The sequence below is a fragment of the Xanthobacter flavus genome (assembly GCF_017875275.1).
Taxonomy (GTDB): Bacteria; Pseudomonadota; Alphaproteobacteria; order Rhizobiales; family Xanthobacteraceae; genus Xanthobacter; species Xanthobacter flavus_A.
Genome location: NZ_JAGGML010000001.1, coordinates 1,864,916 through 1,882,539, shown reverse-complemented (window position 1 = coordinate 1,882,539; position 17,624 = coordinate 1,864,916). Strand labels below are relative to the sequence as shown.

The window sequence follows — 17,624 nt, the reverse complement described above, 5'->3', positions numbered from 1 at the left end:
GCATGGAGAAGGCGCGCCACAGGAAGGCCGAGCGCCTCGTCGCCGTCCAGCGGCAGTTGAAGCGCGCCGCCGAGACCCGCCATGCGGACGCGGTGCGGGAGGGCGTGCGGCTCGACGGCGAGACGGCGGACCTTCTTGCCGCCCTCGATGACGGGCATTTCGCGCCTTTGATGCTGGAGAACGTGGCGCGCCGGCTGGAGCGGGTCGCCCTCGCCCGCCAGCAGGCCCTTGCCGCCGAGGCGACGGCTGCCGATCAGGTGAAGGCGGAAAGCTTCACCCTGAAGCGCGCCGAGCGCCATGCGGAGGCGACCGGCCGCCTCGCCCGCGCCGAGGATGAGCGCGCGGCCACCGACGCCATCGCCGAGGCGAGCCTCATCTCCAGCGGGCGTGCAAGCCTCGCATAAGCATGGCGGGGCAGGGTGGCTGCCGAACCGTTTTCGATGGAAGCCGCGCCATGGGCATCTCCCCGCCGTCCGACCTCGTCTTCGACGTGATGCAGGCCGCAGACGCCGCCCGCGCACGGCAGGTGATGGGCAAGCTTCAGGCCCTCACCCCCGCGCCCGACGGCGCCTTCCGCACCGAGCTGGATACGGTGGCCGAGGCGAAGGCCACCGCGCGGACTGAAAAACTGGCTGCGCGCGGAGACAAGGATGCCGCGGCCGCCGCCGCGGCGCTGATCCCGCCCGGCGTCGCCTTTTCCGGCGCCAGCCTCACCGGGCTGAAGAACGCCCATGCCCTCGGCCCCCACCATGCGGGCGGCGGCACCGGCGCCGCGCCGCTGGCCGGCACGCCGAACGCCGCTACCCCGGGGGCGGCCTCGCTCCAGAAGTTCGAGGCCATGGTGCTCTCCCAGTTCCTCGACACCATGATGCCGGCGAAGGGCGCGACCTCGAAATCCTCCATGTTCGGCTCCGGCACCGCCGGCGACACGTGGAAATCGCTGCTCACCCAGAAGGTGGGCGAGGAGGCGGCCCGCGCCGGCGGCATCGGCCTCGCCGCGCGCCTCGGCACGTCGTCGGCCGTCTTCGCGCGGGCGAAGGGAGGCGCGGCATGAGCTTGGATCTCGACGCGCCGAGCCGGCCCCCTGCGGTCGCCACCCTCATCAGCGCCCTCGACCGGCTGGAAGAGATTATCGATCTGGAGAATGCCGCGTTCGAGGCGCGCGGCGCCCTTGACCTCGTGGAGATCAACCGGCGCAAGAGCCGCGCCTTGCTGGAACTGAGCCGCGTCATGCGCGGGCTGCCGGACCGGCTCGATGCCGCCACGGCCGCGCGGCTCGCGCGGCTGAAGGCGAAGCTCGATCGCAACCTCTATGTCATCGCCCTGCGCATCGCCGCCGCGCGCGAGGTCGGCGCCATCCTCGACCGGGCGCTCGCCGAGGCGGAATCGGACGGCACCTATTCGGCGCATTCCGCCCATGCGGCGCGCGCGGGGGCGGGGGCATGATCCGCTTCGTCATCATCGGCGTGTGGGCCTGCCTCGTGGGGCTCGGCTCCAGCTATGCGGCGGCCTGGTATGCGGCGGGCACGCCGCGCAAGAGCGAGGAGCCCTATCTCGCCGGCCTCGAATATCGCCGCCTGCCCGCCGTCACGGTGCCCATGATCGTGGACGGCAAATTGCAGGGCTACGTGCTGGCGAAGTTCGTCATCACCGCCGATGCCGCCGAACTGCGCAGGCTCCCCCTGGAGCCCACCGTCTTCGCGGTGAATGCCGCCTTCAGCGAGATCTATGTGAACGGCCGCATCGAGAGCGGCAAGATCACCAAGTATAATCTTCCCGAGATGCTCGGCCGCATCAAGACGAGCACCAACACCTATCTCAAGGGTGAGGTGATCCGCGAGGTGCTCGTGGATTCACTCAACTATATCGACAAGACGGACATGCGCTCCGGCGTCGGCGTCAATGTCGCCAGCGCCCCGGGCGAGAAGCCGGCGGGCAAATCCGGTGACAAATCCGGCGGCCACGGCGAGGCCGATGCCAAGCCGAAGGGCGGGCACTGAGCATGCGCCCCCACATCCTCGCAGACTTCTCCCACCTTGTAAGCGGCCGCGCCGCACCGCCCCGGAGCCAGGATCATGGATGATCTCTTGCGCGAGTTCCTGACCGAGACCAGCGAGAGCCTCGACGTCGCCGACGTGGAGCTCGTGAAGTTCGAGCAGGACCCGAACAACGCGCAGATTCTCAACAACATCTTCCGCCTGGTGCACACCATCAAGGGCACCTGCGGCTTCATCGGCCTGCCGCGCCTCGCGGCCCTCGCCCACGCGGCCGAGACGCTGATGGACCGCTTCCGGGAGGGCCGTCCCGTCACCACCGAGGCGGTCGGGCTGGTGCTGTCGACCATCGATCGCATCAAGCTCCTGCTCCAGCATGTGGAGGAGAGCGAGGGCGCCGAGCCCGAGGGCGAGGACCGCGATCTCATCGCGCTGCTCGAAGCCATGGCGGAGGCCGTGGACGCGCCCGTCGCATCTCCCCCGCCACCTCCGCCGCCGGCCCAGCCGGTGCAGACGCTGGAGCGCCCGCTGCTGCCCGGAGAGCTGTCGCTGGACGAGCTGGACCGCATCTTCCGCGAGACCAAGGTGGAGCCCCCCGCCGCCGCGCCCGCGCCGGCCTCGGCTCCGGCCCCCGCGCCGGTGGCCAAGAGCCCGCCCCCGGCGGAGGCGGCCCAAAGTGCCCCCCAAGGCGCCCCGTCCGCCGGCGATGGCCACGGCGTCGCCGCCCAGTCCATCCGCGTCAACGTGGGGGTGCTGGAGCAATTGATGACCATGGTCTCCGAGCTGGTGCTGACCCGCAACCAGCTGATGGAGATCGCCCGCCGCCACGACGAGCCGGAATACAAGGTCTCCCTGCAGCGCCTCTCCAACGTGACGGGCGAACTGCAGGAGGCGGTCATGCGCACGCGCATGCAGCCCATCGGCAATGCCTGGCAGAAGCTGCCGCGCATCGTGCGCGATCTCGCGCAGGAGCTGGGCAAGCAGATCGAGCTGGAGCAGGTGGGCGCCGACACGGAGCTGGACCGGCAGGTGCTGGACCAGATCAAGGACCCGCTCACCCACATGGTCCGCAACTCCGCCGACCATGGGCTGGAAATGCCCGAGCAGCGCCGCGCCGCCGGCAAGTCCGAGCGCGGCCTCATCCGCCTGTCCGCCTATCATGAGGGCGGCCACGTCATCGTCGAGATTTCCGACGACGGCCGCGGGCTGGACGTGGCGCGCATCAAGCAGAAGGCGCTGGAGAACGGTCTCGCCACCGAGGCGGAGCTGGCGAAGATGCCGGACGCGCAGGTGTTCCGCTTCATCTTCCATGCCGGCCTCTCCACCGCCAGCAAGGTCACCAGCGTCTCCGGCCGCGGCGTCGGCATGGATGTGGTGCGCTCGAACCTGGAATCCATCGGCGGCACGGTGGACGTGCGGTCGCGGCCGGGCGAGGGCTCCACCTTCGTCATCAAGATCCCGCTCACCCTCGCCATCGTCCCGGCCCTCATCGTGCGCGCCGCCGGCGAGCGCTTCGCCCTGCCGCAGAGCGCGGTGGAGGAACTGGTGCGGGTGCAGGCAGGCTCGGACCACGAGATCACCTGGCTCAACAATTCGCCGGTCCTCGCCCTGCGCGACCGTCTGCTGCCCATCGTCAGCCTCGGCGGCCTGCTCGGCCTCGCGCCGGAGGGCGACGGGCGCGAGGAGGCGCTGTGGGAGCGGGCGCTCATCGTGGTGATGAAGGTGGGGCACCAGACCTTTGGCGTGGTGGTGGAGGCGGTGTCCCACACCGAGGAGATCGTGGTGAAGCCCATGGCCTCGGCGCTGCGCCAGCTGCCCATGGTGTCGGGCAGCACCATCCTCGGTGACGGGCGGGTCATCATGATCCTCGATCCTTCCGGCCTCGCCCAGCATGCCGCGGCGCGCGGCGGTGCCGCCGAGGATGTCGGCCGGCACGGCGCCGGGCGTCAGGCGCGCGCCGCGCAGAAGCGCTCGTCGCTGCTGCTGTTCCGCGCCGGCTCCCGCGATCTCAAGGCGGTACCCCTCGGCCTCGTCACCCGCATCGAGGAGCTGGAGGTGGCGCGCATCGAGCGGGTCAACGGCTACCCGGTGCTGCAGTATCGCGGCGCTCTCATCCCCGTGCTCTACGCCAACGAGGAGGTGCAGCGCGTGGCGCAGGGCACCCAGCCCATGCTGGTGTTCGCCGATGGCGTGCGCGTCATGGGCCTGGTGGTGGACGAGATCGTCGACATCGTGGAGGCCGAGCTCGACATGGAGCTGTCGCCCTCCAACATGCCGGAGGTGCTCGGCGCGGCCGTCCTGTCGGGGCAGGCCACCGAGATCCTCGACGTCGCCTTCTATACGCAGGTGGCCTTCGGCGAGCGCTTCCGCCATCTCGTCCGTCCGGCGGAGCGGCCGCGGCTGCTGCTGGTGGATGACAGCCCGTTCCACCGCGACCTGCTCGCGCCCATGCTCAACGGCAACGGCTACGAGGTCACGGCCTGCGCCTCCGCCGGCGAGGCACTGGCGCGGCTCGGCGAGGAAGATGGCTTCGACGCCATCGTCAGCGACGTGGACCTGCCGGGCATGGACGGCTTCGCCCTGGCCGCCGCCGTGCGCGGCGACCCGCGCATCCGCGCGGTGCCCATCATCGCGCTCGCCACCGCGCAGGACCGCGACGCGCTGGAGCGGGGCCGCGCCGTGGGCTTCACCGACTGCGTCGCCAAGTTCGACCGCCCCGGCCTCATCGCCGCGCTGAAGGAATTCACCGGCCGACAGGGAATTGCCGCATGAACGCCCACACACCCCTGACCCCCGACGCGGCCCAGTCCGCGCATGACGTGATCCAGTACGTGACGGTGCGCATCGGGCCGCAATTGTTCGGCCTGCCCATCGCGCTGGTGCACGAGGTGTTCGTGCCGGAAGCCATCACCCGCGTGCCGCTGGCCCCAGGCGAGATCGCCGGCGTGCTGAACCTGCGCGGCCGCATCGTCACCATGGTGGCCATGCGGCGCCTGCTGTCGCTGCCGGATGCCGAGGGCGCGCCCATGGCGGTGGGCATCGAGCACCATGGCGAGGCCTTCGGCCTCATCATCGACGACGTGGGCGAGGTGCTGTCCCTCGATGCCGCGCGTCGCGAACCGAACCCGGCCAACCTCGACCCGCGCTGGGCGCAGGTGGCCGCCGGCGTCCATCGCCTCTCCGGCGACCTGATGCTGATCCTCAACGTGGACCTGGTGCTGGAGCGGGCCGGCTCGGCCGTCGCCCGCCAGGATGCCGGCAAACGCGCGGAGCTTTGAATGAAGACCTGTCTTGTGGTGGACGACTCCAGCGTCGTCCGCAAGGTTGCCCGCGGCATCCTGGAAGATCTCGGCTTCTGCGTGGAGGAGGCGGCGGACGGCGCCCCGGCGCTGGAGATGTGCGCGCGGGCGATGCCCGACGCCATCCTGCTCGACTGGTCCATGCCGGTGACGGACGGCCTCGCCGTGCTGGAGCAGTTGCGCTCCACCGAGGCGGGACGGACGCCGAAGGTCATCTTCTGCACCGCCAAGAACGACATGGAGCATATCGCCCGCGCCGTCTCGCTCGGCGCGGATGAATACATCATGAAGCCGTTCGATTCCGAAATCCTGCGCGAGAAGCTCGAGGCCGTGGGTCTCCTGGACAGGGTGGACTGATGCCGCAACCTTCCTCCCCGCCGGCGACGGCAACGCCGGGCACCGCCATCCGCGTGATGGTGGTGGACGACAGCGTGTTCGTGCGCGGCATCATCGCCCGCTGGCTCTCGGACGACCCGGCCTTCGAGCTGGTCGGCACCTATTCCAACGGCAAGGCCGCCCTCGGCGATCTTGAGCGGGTGCAGCCCGACGTGGTCATCCTCGACCTCGAGATGCCGGAGATGGACGGCCTCACCGCTCTGCCGCTCATCCTCAAGCAGCGGCGCAACACGACGGTCATCGTCGCCTCGGCCCTCTCCCGCCGGGGCGCGGAGATCAGCCTCAAGGCGCTCACGCTGGGCGCCGCCGACTATCTGCCGAAGCCGGACGCCACCAAGGGCACGTTTGCCACCGACGACTTCAAGCGCGAGCTGATGGAGAAGGTGCGCAGCCTCGGCCTGAAGGTGCTGCGGCAGGCCGGCCGCGCGCCCGCCTTGCCGCCGCCCTCCCTGCAGCCGCAGGCGGCGGCCGCCAGCCTGCCAAGGGGACCGATCCGTTTGCGACCCTATTCCGCGTCCGACATCTCGCTGATCGCCGTGGGCAGCTCCACGGGCGGGCCGCAGGCGCTCACCCGCCTGTTCGCCGTGCTCGGGCCCTATATCGAGCGCATCCCGGTGGTCATCACGCAGCACATGCCGGCAACCTTCACCGCGCTCCTGGCCGAGCACGTCAGCCGCGCTGCCGGCCGTCAGGCGGCCGAGGGGCAGGAGGGCGAGGCGCTGCGCGCCGGGCACATCTACATTGCCCCCGGCGGCAAGCACATGCTGCTGGAGCGCGACGGGCCGCGCACGCTCATCCGCCTCTCCGACGGACCGCCCGTGAATTTCTGCAAGCCGGCCGTGGACCCCATGTTCGACACGGTGGCGCAGATCTATCGCCGCAACGCCCTCGCGCTCGTGCTGACCGGCATGGGCAGCGACGGCGCGCGGGGCGCCGGCCTCATCGCCGACGCGGGCGGCAGCGTCATCGTGCAGGACGAGGAGACGAGCGTGGTCTGGGGCATGCCCGGCGCCACCGCCCATGCGGGGAACGCCAGCGAGGTGCTCCCGCTCCAGGCCATCGGACCCAAGGTCATCGCCATGCTTGCGAGGAGGCGCGGATGATCCGCCCCGCGGACTACGACTTCTTCGCCCGGTTCCTGAAAGACAGGTCGGGGCTTATCCTCACCGACGACAAGCATTATCTCCTCGAAAGCCGCCTCATCCCGCTGCTCAACCGCTTCGCCATCCCCGATTTCGCGCGGCTGGCGGAGATCTTGAAGAGCAACGAGGCGCCCATCATCGCGGAAGCGGTGGTTGAGGCGATGACCACGAACGAATCCCTGTTCTTCCGCGACAAGGTGCCGTTCGAGGACATGGCCCGCTCGCTGCTTCCGGCCTTGTGCGCGTCGCGGCTGAAGACCCACACGCTGCGCATCTGGTGCGCCGCCGCCTCCACGGGCCAGGAGCCCTATTCCATCGCCATGCTGCTGGCCGAGCGGCCCGAGCTGACCGGCGGGCGGCGGGTGCATATCCTCGGCACGGACATTTCCAGCGACGTGCTGGAGCGGGCCCGCGCCGGCCGCTACAATCAGTTCGAGGTGCAGCGCGGCCTCTCGGTGCAGCAGCTGCTCAAGTATTTCGTGAAGTCGGGCGACTGGTGGGAGGTCGTGCCGCAGCTGAAGTCCGTGGTGGAGTATCGCAAGTTCAACCTGCTCGACCCGTACACCGGGCTCGGTACGTTCGATCTCATCATGTGCCGCAACGTGCTGATCTATTTCGACGTGCCCACCAAGGCCGACATCCTCGCCCGCATGTCGCGCCAGCTCGCGCCGGATGGCTTCCTCCAGCTCGGCGGGGCGGAGACGGCCATCGGCATCTGCGATGCCTTCCGCCCGCTCCCCGATCATCGCGGCACCTACGTCCACACCCGCGCGCCGTCGACGATCGTCGCCGCCCGGCGCTAGCACGAGCTTTCGCCGGCCGCCGGCGCCCAGCCCGCGGCGGGGATCGTTCCGGATCGGAGCCAATCCGGAGCGAGAATGCCCTCAAAACTCCAGAGCCGGCGCCGCGGATGCAGAATCCGCCGCCGGCTTTCGTCTTTCGTAGGGGGTGAGGCCGCGACCACTCCGATCTGGCAGTCAATTCGCTTCCAAACCCGTTACTCTTCAGATTGCCCGTTCTGTGCCATCGTCCTAGGGATTTTGCGTCGCCTGACGCGAAATAAATCGTTAAGACATCGATGCCGGCGACACGAACCCTTTAAGACATGATGGAGGGAATCATGTACGTCGTCGTTGATGAGCGGGCCTCTGTTGCCGAAAGCTATGTTTCGGCGTTCTCCCGCGAGGGTTTTTCTTCGCAGGGTTTCACGGGTAGCGAATTCCGCGACTGGATCGAGACCACCTCGGACCAGGATCTCGGCGCGGTGGAAAGCTTCCTGATCGGGGAATCCGACGCGCGCATCACCTATCCCGACCTCATCCGCTCGCACAGCCCGGCGCCCATCATCGCGCTGGAGGACGTGAAGTCCCTGACCCAGACGCTGGAACTCTTCACCGCCGGCATCGACGACGTGGTGCGAAAGCCCGTCCACGTGCGCGAGATCGTGGCCCGCGCGGACGCGGTGTGGCGGCGGGTGCGTTCCGGCGACATCCAGATGCCGTCCGACGAGCGCCTGCGCGTGTTCTTCGACGGCCGCGACCCCGAGGTGGACGGCGCGCCCTTGGCCCTGCCGCGCCGTGAGCGGCACATCCTCGAATATCTGGTGAAGAACTCCAAGCGCCGGGTCACCAAGACCCAGATCTTCAACACCATCTACGGCATCTTCAACGAGGACGTGGACGAGAGCGTGGTCGAGGGCCACATGAGCAAGCTGCGCAAGAAGCTGCGCCTGCAGCTCGGCCGCGACGTGATCGATGCCCGCCGCTATCTCGGATACCAGTACGTCGGCTGACGGCGCGGGTAGTACTCTCGGTAGCGCAAGCTCCAATCCAGCTTGGGTGAGTATGAAAAGGCGTATCTTTGTCTTTCAGTCCTGAGACAAGTTCAGAAATACCCGAAAAAGGGGAGACAAACATGCGTCTGACCGTCAAGAGTACATTGATCGGCCTCTACCTCGTCCTGGTCGCTCTGGCGGCAGGGCAGGGCGCGCTTGCCCTGAGCAAGCTCGCCCACATCAACCAGAATGTCGACGAACTGGCGGAGAACTGGCTGCCGAGCGTGCGTGCGCTGGGCGAGGTCAAGTATGCAATGACCCGTGTCCGCGTCGCCGCCATGCGCACCCTGCTGGTCACCGAGCCCAAGGAGAGCGCGGCCCTGGCGGACCGCATGAGCCGCCTCATCGGGGAGACCGGCAAGGCTACGGGAGAGTATGAGAAGCTGATCTCCTCGCCGGAGGAGCGCTCGCTGTGGAACGACGTGTTGGTGCGCTGGGCGGAGTATGTCCAGGTGCAGGGCGAACTCTTGGGCAAGCACCGCGCCGGGCAGGAGGACGCCGCCATCGAGCTCGCCAACAAGAGCGTCGGTGTCTTCGATGCCGTGATGCTCAGCCTTGCGAAGAGTATCGATATCAACAACAAGGGGGCGGCCGACGCCGAGACCCGCGCCGCCCAAGACTACGAGACCGCGCAATCGGTCCTGATCCTCGCCGTGGTCGCGCAGCTCGTGCTCGGTCTTGCGGCCGTTGCCTTCATCCTGTTCGGCATCACCCGCCCGCTCAACCGCGTCACTGATGCGATGGGCAAGATCGCCGGCGGCGCGCTGGATACGCAGGTGCCGAACCGCGAGACGAAGAACGAGATCGGCGACATCGCCCGCACCCTCGAGGTGTTCCGCGACGGCCTCGTCGAGACCGAGAACCTGCGCGCCGAGCAGAAGCGCAAGGAGGAGGAGATGGCGCAGCAGCTCATCGCCGAGCGCGCCAACATCGCCAACGCCTTCCAGAGCCGCATGGGCGCCCTCGCCGAGCGCTTCTCCGGCTCGTCCGGCGAGGTGGCCGACGCCGCCCGCAACCTCTCCGCCACGGCGGAGGAGACGTCCCGCCAGGCCCAGTCGGTGACGCTCGCCGCCGAGGGGGCCTCGGACAACGTGCAGACGGTCGCGGCTTCTGCCGAGGAGCTGTCCGCCTCCATCCGCGAGATGAGCGACCAGGTGTCGAACTCCGCCGTCATCGCCCGGTCGGCGGCGGATGAGGCCGAGCGCACCAACGACAACATCCGCCAGCTCTCCGAGGCGGCCCAGTCCATCGGGCAGGTGCTGAACCTCATCAAGGAGATCGCCGAGCAGACCAACCTCCTCGCCCTCAACGCCACCATCGAGGCGGCGCGGGCGGGCGATGCGGGTCGCGGCTTCGCGGTGGTCGCCTCCGAGGTGAAGGAACTCGCCGCCCAGACGGCGAAGGCCACGGACGAGATCTCCATGAAGATCGGCGAGATCCAGCACGCGACCTCCGCCACGGTGACCTCCATCCAGAGCATCGTGACCACCATCAACAACGTGCGTGACCTCACCGCCATCATCGCCGGTGCGGTGGAGGAGCAGCGGGCCGCCACCAGCGAGATCGCCGCCAACACCCACCGCGCCGCGCAGGGCGCCACCCAGGTGACGAACAACATGTCGGGCGTCGGCCAGGCCGCCGGCATGACCGGCTCCGCCGCGACCCAGCTCATGAGCCTCTCCTCGGCGCTCTCCGAGCAGTCGCAGGACCTCCAGCGCGAGGTGACGAGCTTCGTCTCCACCCTGCGCGCTGCCTGATCCGCGCCGCGCAAAGAAAGAGGGCCGGTGTCGCGAGACACCGGCCCTTTTCGTTTGTCTCGTCGCGTTCAGTCGAGCTTGATGCCGAAGCGGTCGGCCTGCCGCTGCACGAAGGCCTCCATGCGGCCGCGCCCCTGCTCGGTGAGCACCACCAGGATGCGCCGGCGGTCGCGGCCGTCGGGCACGCGCTTCACCAGCCCCGCCTCCTCCAGATCATCGATGCGGCGCAGCGCCGTGGTGGTGGGCGCGCCGGAGGCGATGCACAGGCTGGTGACGGAGATGGGCCGGGCGCTCGCCTCCGCCACCGCGAGGTCGAGCATCATCTCCCACGCGGGATCGGAGAACAGCCCGGTCTGGAAGATGGCGTCCCGGTCGGCCCGGGCGGCGACGAGCGCCTTCATGTAATTGGGCCGGGCGATCGTGGCGGGCAGGTCGTCCTCGCCGTTCGCGTTCAGCGCCTCGTCCTCGACGATGGCGAGGGCGCGGTGGATGGCGTGCGCCACCTCCTCGGCGAGAAGCGGCTTCTGGAGGAAATCCACCGCCTGGAGGCGCAGCGCGCCCACGGCCCGGTCGAGGGAGGCGTGGCCGGTGATGACGATGGCGGCCATGGGATGCTTGCGGCGCCGCACCGAGAGCTTCTGCAGAAGCTCGATGCCGTCGATGCGCGGCATCTGGAGATCGGTCACGATCACTTTCAGGGGATCGTTGCGCTGCACGAGGTCCAGCGCTTCCACCGCCGTGGTGGCGGTGAGCGAGGCAATGCCCAGCATCGAGAGGCCGTCGTGCAGCTCTTCCAGCACGTCGCGGTCGTCATCGACCAGAAGTACCTGCGGCTCGGCGGTCGCGGCCTCGGCCCATCCGCCCTTGGAGCTGTCGTTACGCATTCTTCAGCTTGGCGTCCTGGGGTTAGGTCGTGGGTTGGGTCCTCGGGGGCGTCCTCGGTCAAGCTTTCTCTGGGCCGGCGACCGTGATTGTGGCGCCGGATTGTCTCCATTCCTTGAACATCGCGATGAATTCGGCAAGGGCGAGTTTGCGGGAAATGACAAAACCCTGGACCAGATCCACGCCCATGGCCTTGACGCGGGACAAATCCTCTTCCGTTTCCACGCCCTCGGCGACCACCTTCAGGCCGAGGCGATGGCCAAGCTCGATCAGAGCCTCCAGAATGCTGCGGGATTTTTCGGTGCCCCGGGACTGGACGACGAGGGCGCGGTCGATCTTGAGCTCGGTGATGGGCAGGCGGGCCAGCTGGAGCAGGCCGCTCTGGCGCTGCCCCACATCGTCCAGCGCGACGCCGAAGCCGGCCATGCGCACCTGGGCGAGGGCCATCAGCGCGTCGCTGGAGGAATCGTAGATCGCGTCCTCGGTCAGCTCCAGGATCACGTCGGAGGGGGCAAGGCCGGCTGCCCTGACGGTTTCTGCGAGCAGCGCCGGGGCGCGGGGCTCGGTCAGAAGGTCCAGGGTCATGTTGATGCTGACCGGACCGTCGAGCCCGGCCGCGCGCCAGGCGGCGCCGCCCCGGGCCGCGCGCCAGGCGGCGCCGCCCCGGGCCGCGCGCTCCACCACCTCGAGGGTCAGCCGCCGCAGCAGGCCCGGCATCGTGCCGGCCGCCTCGATGATCGCTGACGGGGAGATGCGGCCGAGGCCCGGCCAGACATCGCCTAGCAGTGCCTCGGCACCGCCGAAGGCGCGGTCGCCGGGACGGCACTTGGGCTGGAACATCACCGGCACCGTGCCGCCCGCGATCGCCGCCTCCACCGCCTCGGCCACCTGCGAAACGGAGGGAGCGCGGGCGGTGGCGTGGTGGATGCTCGCCTCGGCCGCCTCGCCGCCGATGAGTGTGAGCAATTCCTCGGGATCGAACGGCTTGTGGAGGGTGCCGAGGATCCGGATGTTGCTCATCCTCCCGGCCTCGGCGGCCGCTTCGATCACATCCTTGTCACTGCCGCTGATGAGGACCACCTGGGCGCTGAGAACGCACCGGCAGAGGTTGCGCAGTACGTCCACACCGTCGACGCCCGGCATGTTCAGGTCAAGCAGGAGGATGTCGGTATCGCACAGGCTCCGTGGGGTCACATCCGTGGGATCGGAGGTATGGCTTACCGTATGGCCGGCGAAAGTAAGGTATTCCGCTAGGTCTTCGCGAAAAGCCGCATCGTCGTCAAGAATAAGGATGCGCCGAAGCTTGCCACGCCCCGGGGGCACTTTGGGTGGTGCGGCAGCCTGCGGCATCAAATACACCTCGCGCTGGCCGCCATCTTTCTGGCCGGGTTGGAAAAATTCCAATCTATGGGCTCATATTTCACTCCGTTTGTCATCTTTCAAGCCGGCAACTGATCCGGAATTCACTTCAAATCGGAATGAGTTTGCCTTGACGGAGGGCAGGCGCGGGCGTGGAGTGCGCCGCAAAACCGGCATCCCATCCTTCAATACCGGCTGAGCGGGGTCCGACGACAGATGACTCATGTTCTCATCGTCGATGACGAGCCTGAATACCTCGACGAGCTGATCGAGGCGCTGGCCTTTCGCGGCCTGTCCACCCGCTCCGTCGGGCGGGGCGCCGAGGCCATAGACATTCTCGCGCGCGATACCGACATCCGGGTCGTGCTCACCGACATGCGCATGCCGGACATGGACGGCGTCGCTCTGGTGGAGACCGTGCAGGGGCGGTTTCCTGGCCGCGATGTGCGCTTCCTGATGATGACCGGACACGCTGCCGAGGCCGACATGGAGCGCGCGCGCCAGAAGGGCGTGCTGCGCTGCTTTCCGAAGCCGCTGGCCTTCGATGATCTCTGCGCGGCGCTGGTGGAGCTTGGAGGGGCCGGCGATGTCACCGCCTGATGCCATGTCTGGTCGGCCGGCCGATCACCCCTCCGGTCCCGGACCCGGTCCGTCGCCGAAGCAGGAACCCCAGGGCTTCAACCGCGTCACGCTGATGCTTGCCGGGCTCGTCTTTCTCGTCGGCCTCATTCCGCTGGTGGCGGCGCTGGTGCTGTTCCAGTTGCACAGCGATGCGGAGATGGAGAAGGCGGAGATCACGGCCCACCGCATGGCGACGCTGCTCATGCGCAGCTTCGAGCAGGCGGTGGAGCCCATCGACGCGCTGCTGCAAAACTTCGCGAGCAATTACGACCACAGCGCTGCGCCCTACCAGATCTATGAGCAGCTCAAGGACTTCAGCGTCCCCCCCTCGGTGGTGCAGCTCGCCGTCACCGACAGAAACGGCGTGATGGTGGCGAGCAGCCTCGCGCCCCCGGGGCCGGAGAAGGTGGATCTCTCCGATCGCGAGCACATCCGCGTCCACATGGGCAAGGACCCGGGGAAGGGGCAGCTCTTCATCAGCAAGCCCGTGCTCGGCCGGGTCTCCAAGAAATACACCATCCAGCTGACGCGGCCCCTGACCGACGCGCAGGGCGGTTTCGCGGGCGTGGTCGTCGCCTCCTACGCCATCAGCGACTTCATCGATTTCTACAAGCAGCTGCGCACCGAGGATGGCCAGCTCATCGCCCTCATGGGCACGGACGGCATCGTCCGCGCCCGCGCCACCAACAGGACCAGCTTCGGCGACGATTTGTCCAAATCGCCGGCCTTCGTGGCCGCCATGCAGAACGGCGGCGATGCCTATCGCCAGGCCAGCACCGTCGACGGCATCGAGCGGGTGGGCTTCACCGTGCGCTCGGGCAAGTTTCCCATCCTCGTCTCCGTGGCTTATTCCACGGATTTCGTGCGAGCCCAGTCCGCCGACTTCAAGGCGGCGATCTGGAGCACGGCGGCCGGCCTCTCCATCGCGCTCCTGGTGGTGGTCGCGGTGGGCGGCAGCTATTTCAACCTGCAGAAGCGGCTGGAGGCGCAGGAGGTTCAGGCACTCGCGCGCCTGCGCGAAGCCAATGTGCTCGACGCCATCAGCCGGGTGCCCGGCGTTTCGGTCATGCACGTCACGCCAGAGGGCGCCAGCGAGATCGGCTCGCCGCCGGACGGGACGCTCGGACGCCTCCTGCGGTCCTATCTGGGCAGGCCCCGCTTCCGCACCATCGTCGCGGACCTCAATGCGCCGCGCCACATCAATGAGCGCCTCTCCGACGGGGAGACCGACGTGGAGGCGGAGATCGTCGTGGCGCCGCTGCAGGGCATGGGCCCGGGCGGCTCCGGCGGGCAGGAGGTGGTGGTGGTCGCCGTCGACCAGACCCAGCGCCGGATGGAGGAGAACAAGCTCTACCAGATGTCCAAGCTCGCCTCGCTGGGCGAGGTGGCGACGGGCCTCGCCCACGAGATCAACCAGCCCCTCGGCGTCATCCGCCTCGCCGCCTCCAACGCTTTGACGGGGATGAAGATGGGGCTGCCGCCCGAGCATCTCGTCTCCAAGCTCGACCGCATCGTGCAGCAGACCGTGCGCATGAGCCGGATCATCGACCACATGCGCATCTTCGGCCGCAAGAGCGACGAGCACCTCCAGCCCTCCGCGCCGCTGGATGCGGTGGAGGGCGCGCTGCAGGTGGTGGGCGCCCACCTGCGGCTGGACAATATCGAAGTCGAGACCGCCCAGGGGCCGGACATTCCCAAGGTGCTGTGCCGGCAGGACCAGCTGGAGCAGGTCATCATCAACCTCATCCAGAACGCCCGCGACGCCATCGTCGAGCGCCGTGCCAGCACCGGCACGGACTTTCCCGGCCTTATCCGGCTGCGCGTCGGCTGCGAGACCGGCAAGGCCGGCCGCCTGCTGCGCATCCGCGTGGAGGACAATGGCGGCGGCATCCCCGAGGACGTGATGGAGCGCATCTTCCAGCCCTTCTTCACCACCAAGCCGCCGGGCAAGGGCACGGGCCTCGGCCTCTCGGTGAGCTTCGGCATCATCCGCGACCACGGCGGAACGCTTTCCGTGGAGAACGGGGAGGGCGGCGCCGCCTTCACGATCGAGCTGCCGGCGATGAAAGAGGAGCCGGCGGCGCAGGCCGTCTGAGCCGATCTGGCGGGCAGCCGCCGGGCCGGCCCTCCCATCGACCCTACCCGCGCGCGCCGCGACATGGATCGCGCGCGCGCCACGCTCGCAGTGCGTCATAAGCCGTGCGCCGCGCAATGCCCGCAATCACGCCGATCCGCCACGCGGCGGCGTCCTGCCTCGCTGCATTGCACCCAGCCAAAATCGCCAAATTAGTCAGTGTCACATCATTTCTTTCGGATCGCCGCCGAGAGATGCGGCACGAATGTGCGCGATTTGCCAGCAATCAGCCCATATCTGCGTCATTTTCCGGAAATGTGACGTGGCGCATTGACGGCCGAATTAATCAGTGTACTCCTATTAATGGAGTCCGCCGCAGGCGGGCGCACAGGAGCAGGCGCCGCCGGGTCGCGTTGCGATCGGGTGCATCGTCTCCGGGCAACGAGAGGGAGACACGAATGGCTCAAGAGCCGCTCGCCACCAAGGGCAACTACCTCCACATCTACGACTTCACCATCAATCCGGGCTCGGAAGCGGAGTTCATCCGCGAGTTCGAGGATTTCGACTATTCGGATGGAAATCCGATGCACAAGTCGTGGGCGCAGGTGAAGGACGGCGTTCTGCTGCGCGATGAGGAAAATCCGCTGCGCTTCTATTTGATCGCGGAGTGGAAGGACATCGAGGAGCACGCCAAGATCCGCAAGATCCTGGCCGAGGAGCTCAAGCCCTCCTTCATCCGCCACATCGTCGGTGGCAAGTTCGTGCCGCGCTACGCGAAGGTCGTGTCCTCCACGCCCGACGAGATCCTCGCCAAGGCCGCCAGCTGACATCTCCGGGCGGCGCTGTCTGCCGCCCCCTCCGGCGATGGCTTCGCGCCATCGCCGTTCCATGCGTCCGAAGAAAAAACAAAACTTCCAGAGTGCGCAAATGGAACTCTACGGTTTCTTTCGGTCGTCGGCGTCCTACAGGGTGCGCATCGCGCTCGCCTTCAAGGGGCTCACCGCGACGCCGCGTGCCATCAGCCTGCCGAAGATGGAGCACAAGGCCGACGCCTTCGTGCGCCTCAATCCGCAGGGCCTCGTGCCGGCCCTGGTGGATGGCTCTCTCGTGCTCACCCAGTCGCTCGCCATCATGGAATATCTGGAGGAGACGCAGCCCGAGCCGGCGCTGCTGCCGAAGGATCCCATCGAGCGGGCCTATGTGCGCGCCTTCAGCCAGGCCATCTGCTGCGACATCCATCCGCTCAACAATGTGCGGGTGCTCAAGCATCTCGACCGCCTCGGCCATGACGAGACCGCCCGCAACGCCTGGTATGCCCACTGGATCGCCGAAGGCTTCCGGAGCTTGGAGGCCATGCTCGCGGCGCGGGGCCTCAGCGGCAGGTTCGTGCTGGGCGATGCGCCCGGCATGGCGGACATCTGCCTCGTGCCGCAGGTGTTCAATGCCCAGCGCTTCAATTGCGATGTGACGCCCTATCCGCTGGTGATGGGGATTTACGAAAACTGCATGGCCCTCGACTGCTTCGAAGCCACGCACCCGAAGTATCAGGCTGACGCCGCCTAGATTAGAATAGTTCTTTTTCAAGTTGAAAAGACGCGTTGTTCGATCCGTCCGCCGCTCGCATCCCTTGCCCCGGGAGTAGAGGCATGAAAGCCCTATTGTCCTTGTCGCGTTCCATAGACGCGCTGAATGTCTTCGTCGGCCGCGTGGCGTGCTGGGCGATCTTCGTCGCCATCCTCGTCTCGGCCGCCAACGCCGTGGTCCGCAAGATGTTCGGCGTATCGTCCAACGCCTGGCTCGAATTGCAGTGGTATCTGTTCGGCGCGGTGTTCATGCTCTGCGCGCCGTGGACGCTGCAGCTCAACGAGCACATCCGCATCGACATCGTGGCCTCCCGCTTCAGCCGGCGGGTCACCAACATCATCGAGATCGTCTGCATCGTCCTGTTCCTGATGGTGTTCTCGATGCTGATGGTGTGGCTGTCCGTGCCGTTCGTGTTCGAGTCCCTGAAGTCCAGCGAGACCTCCACCAATGCGGGCGGGCTCATCCTTTGGCCCGCCAAGGCGCTGATCCTCGTCGGCTTCGCGCTGTTGCTGCTGCAGGGCGTGAGCGAGCTCATCAAGCGCGTGGCCATCATGCGCGGCGATCTCGCGGAGGCGGCGGGCCCCGACATCCACGCGGCCGAGGCGGAGCGCATTCTCCACGAACTCGCGAAGGTGGACCCGCGGATCTCGGAAGGCGGCATGCGGCCATGACCCTGGCCGCC

At 67.9% G+C, this 17,624-nt stretch carries 18 protein-coding genes; 16 read left to right on the top strand and 2 right to left on the bottom strand.

What is annotated here, in order from left to right:
* The first annotated feature begins 2 nt into the window (after positions 1 to 2).
* The 11 genes from J2126_RS09075 (at position 3) to J2126_RS09025 (ending at position 10,422) form a co-directional block, all read left to right on the top strand.
* A complete protein-coding gene (locus tag J2126_RS09075; protein ID WP_209485926.1) occupies positions 3 to 404 on the top strand; it encodes a hypothetical protein in 402 nt (133 codons plus the stop codon).
* 50 nt (positions 405 to 454) lie between these two features.
* Positions 455 to 1,054, top strand: a complete 600-nt coding sequence (locus J2126_RS09070; protein ID WP_209485924.1) for a rod-binding protein — start codon at positions 455 to 457, stop codon at positions 1,052 to 1,054.
* Complete coding sequence (locus tag J2126_RS09065) at positions 1,051 to 1,446, top strand: hypothetical protein (RefSeq protein WP_209485922.1); 396 nt, start codon at positions 1,051 to 1,053, stop codon at positions 1,444 to 1,446. The genes J2126_RS09070 and J2126_RS09065 overlap by 4 nt, the downstream gene beginning before the upstream one ends.
* The gene (locus tag J2126_RS09060) at positions 1,443 to 2,000 is read left to right on the top strand and encodes a hypothetical protein (RefSeq protein ID WP_209485920.1); all 558 of its coding nucleotides are present in this window, start codon (positions 1,443 to 1,445) and stop codon (positions 1,998 to 2,000) included. Before J2126_RS09065 ends, J2126_RS09060 begins: the two co-directional genes overlap by 4 nt.
* A 75-nt stretch (positions 2,001 to 2,075) precedes the next feature.
* Entirely contained in the window at positions 2,076 to 4,766 is a 2,691-nt protein-coding gene (locus tag J2126_RS09055) for a hybrid sensor histidine kinase/response regulator (protein WP_209485917.1), read from the top strand.
* A complete protein-coding gene (locus J2126_RS09050) occupies positions 4,763 to 5,272 on the top strand; it encodes a chemotaxis protein CheW (RefSeq protein WP_209485908.1) in 510 nt (169 codons plus the stop codon). The genes J2126_RS09055 and J2126_RS09050 overlap by 4 nt, the downstream gene beginning before the upstream one ends.
* Positions 5,273 to 5,650, top strand: a complete 378-nt coding sequence (locus J2126_RS09045; protein ID WP_029555998.1) for a response regulator — start codon at positions 5,273 to 5,275, stop codon at positions 5,648 to 5,650.
* Positions 5,650 to 6,792, top strand: coding sequence for a protein-glutamate methylesterase/protein-glutamine glutaminase (locus J2126_RS09040; RefSeq protein WP_245327257.1), 1,143 nt, complete (start codon positions 5,650 to 5,652; stop codon positions 6,790 to 6,792). The genes J2126_RS09045 and J2126_RS09040 overlap by 1 nt, the downstream gene beginning before the upstream one ends.
* A complete protein-coding gene (locus tag J2126_RS09035; RefSeq protein WP_209485906.1) occupies positions 6,789 to 7,634 on the top strand; it encodes a CheR family methyltransferase in 846 nt (281 codons plus the stop codon). Before J2126_RS09040 ends, J2126_RS09035 begins: the two co-directional genes overlap by 4 nt.
* Positions 7,635 to 7,951: 317 nt before the next feature.
* The gene (locus J2126_RS09030; RefSeq protein WP_209485904.1) at positions 7,952 to 8,623 is read left to right on the top strand and encodes a response regulator transcription factor; all 672 of its coding nucleotides are present in this window, start codon (positions 7,952 to 7,954) and stop codon (positions 8,621 to 8,623) included.
* Between the two features lie 122 nt (positions 8,624 to 8,745).
* Positions 8,746 to 10,422: a methyl-accepting chemotaxis protein gene (locus tag J2126_RS09025; RefSeq protein ID WP_209485902.1), complete on the top strand. Its 1,677-nt coding sequence runs from the start codon at positions 8,746 to 8,748 to the stop codon at positions 10,420 to 10,422.
* A gap of 68 nt (positions 10,423 to 10,490) precedes the next feature.
* Here the strand turns inward: J2126_RS09025 and J2126_RS09020 are convergent, their stop codons facing one another.
* A complete protein-coding gene (locus tag J2126_RS09020) occupies positions 10,491 to 11,306 on the bottom strand; it encodes a response regulator (RefSeq protein WP_209485900.1) in 816 nt (271 codons plus the stop codon).
* 58 nt (positions 11,307 to 11,364) lie between these two features.
* Positions 11,365 to 12,654: an EAL domain-containing response regulator gene (locus J2126_RS09015; RefSeq protein ID WP_209485895.1), complete on the bottom strand. Its 1,290-nt coding sequence runs from the start codon at positions 12,652 to 12,654 to the stop codon at positions 11,365 to 11,367.
* 225 nt (positions 12,655 to 12,879) lie between these two features.
* On the opposite strand from J2126_RS09015, the gene J2126_RS09010 reads away from it, so the two are divergent.
* The 5 genes from J2126_RS09010 (at position 12,880) to J2126_RS08990 (ending at position 17,613) form a co-directional block, all read left to right on the top strand.
* Positions 12,880 to 13,263, top strand: a complete 384-nt coding sequence (locus J2126_RS09010) for a response regulator (protein ID WP_209485893.1) — start codon at positions 12,880 to 12,882, stop codon at positions 13,261 to 13,263.
* Complete coding sequence (locus J2126_RS09005; protein WP_209485891.1) at positions 13,250 to 15,379, top strand: ATP-binding protein; 2,130 nt, start codon at positions 13,250 to 13,252, stop codon at positions 15,377 to 15,379. Before J2126_RS09010 ends, J2126_RS09005 begins: the two co-directional genes overlap by 14 nt.
* 437 nt (positions 15,380 to 15,816) lie before the next feature.
* The gene (locus tag J2126_RS09000; RefSeq protein ID WP_209485889.1) at positions 15,817 to 16,185 is read left to right on the top strand and encodes a hypothetical protein; all 369 of its coding nucleotides are present in this window, start codon (positions 15,817 to 15,819) and stop codon (positions 16,183 to 16,185) included.
* A gap of 100 nt (positions 16,186 to 16,285) precedes the next feature.
* Positions 16,286 to 16,921, top strand: a complete 636-nt coding sequence (gene maiA, locus J2126_RS08995; protein ID WP_209485887.1) for a maleylacetoacetate isomerase — start codon at positions 16,286 to 16,288, stop codon at positions 16,919 to 16,921.
* A gap of 83 nt (positions 16,922 to 17,004) precedes the next feature.
* Complete coding sequence (locus J2126_RS08990) at positions 17,005 to 17,613, top strand: TRAP transporter small permease subunit (protein WP_209485885.1); 609 nt, start codon at positions 17,005 to 17,007, stop codon at positions 17,611 to 17,613.
* The last annotated feature ends 11 nt before the right edge of the window (positions 17,614 to 17,624 follow it).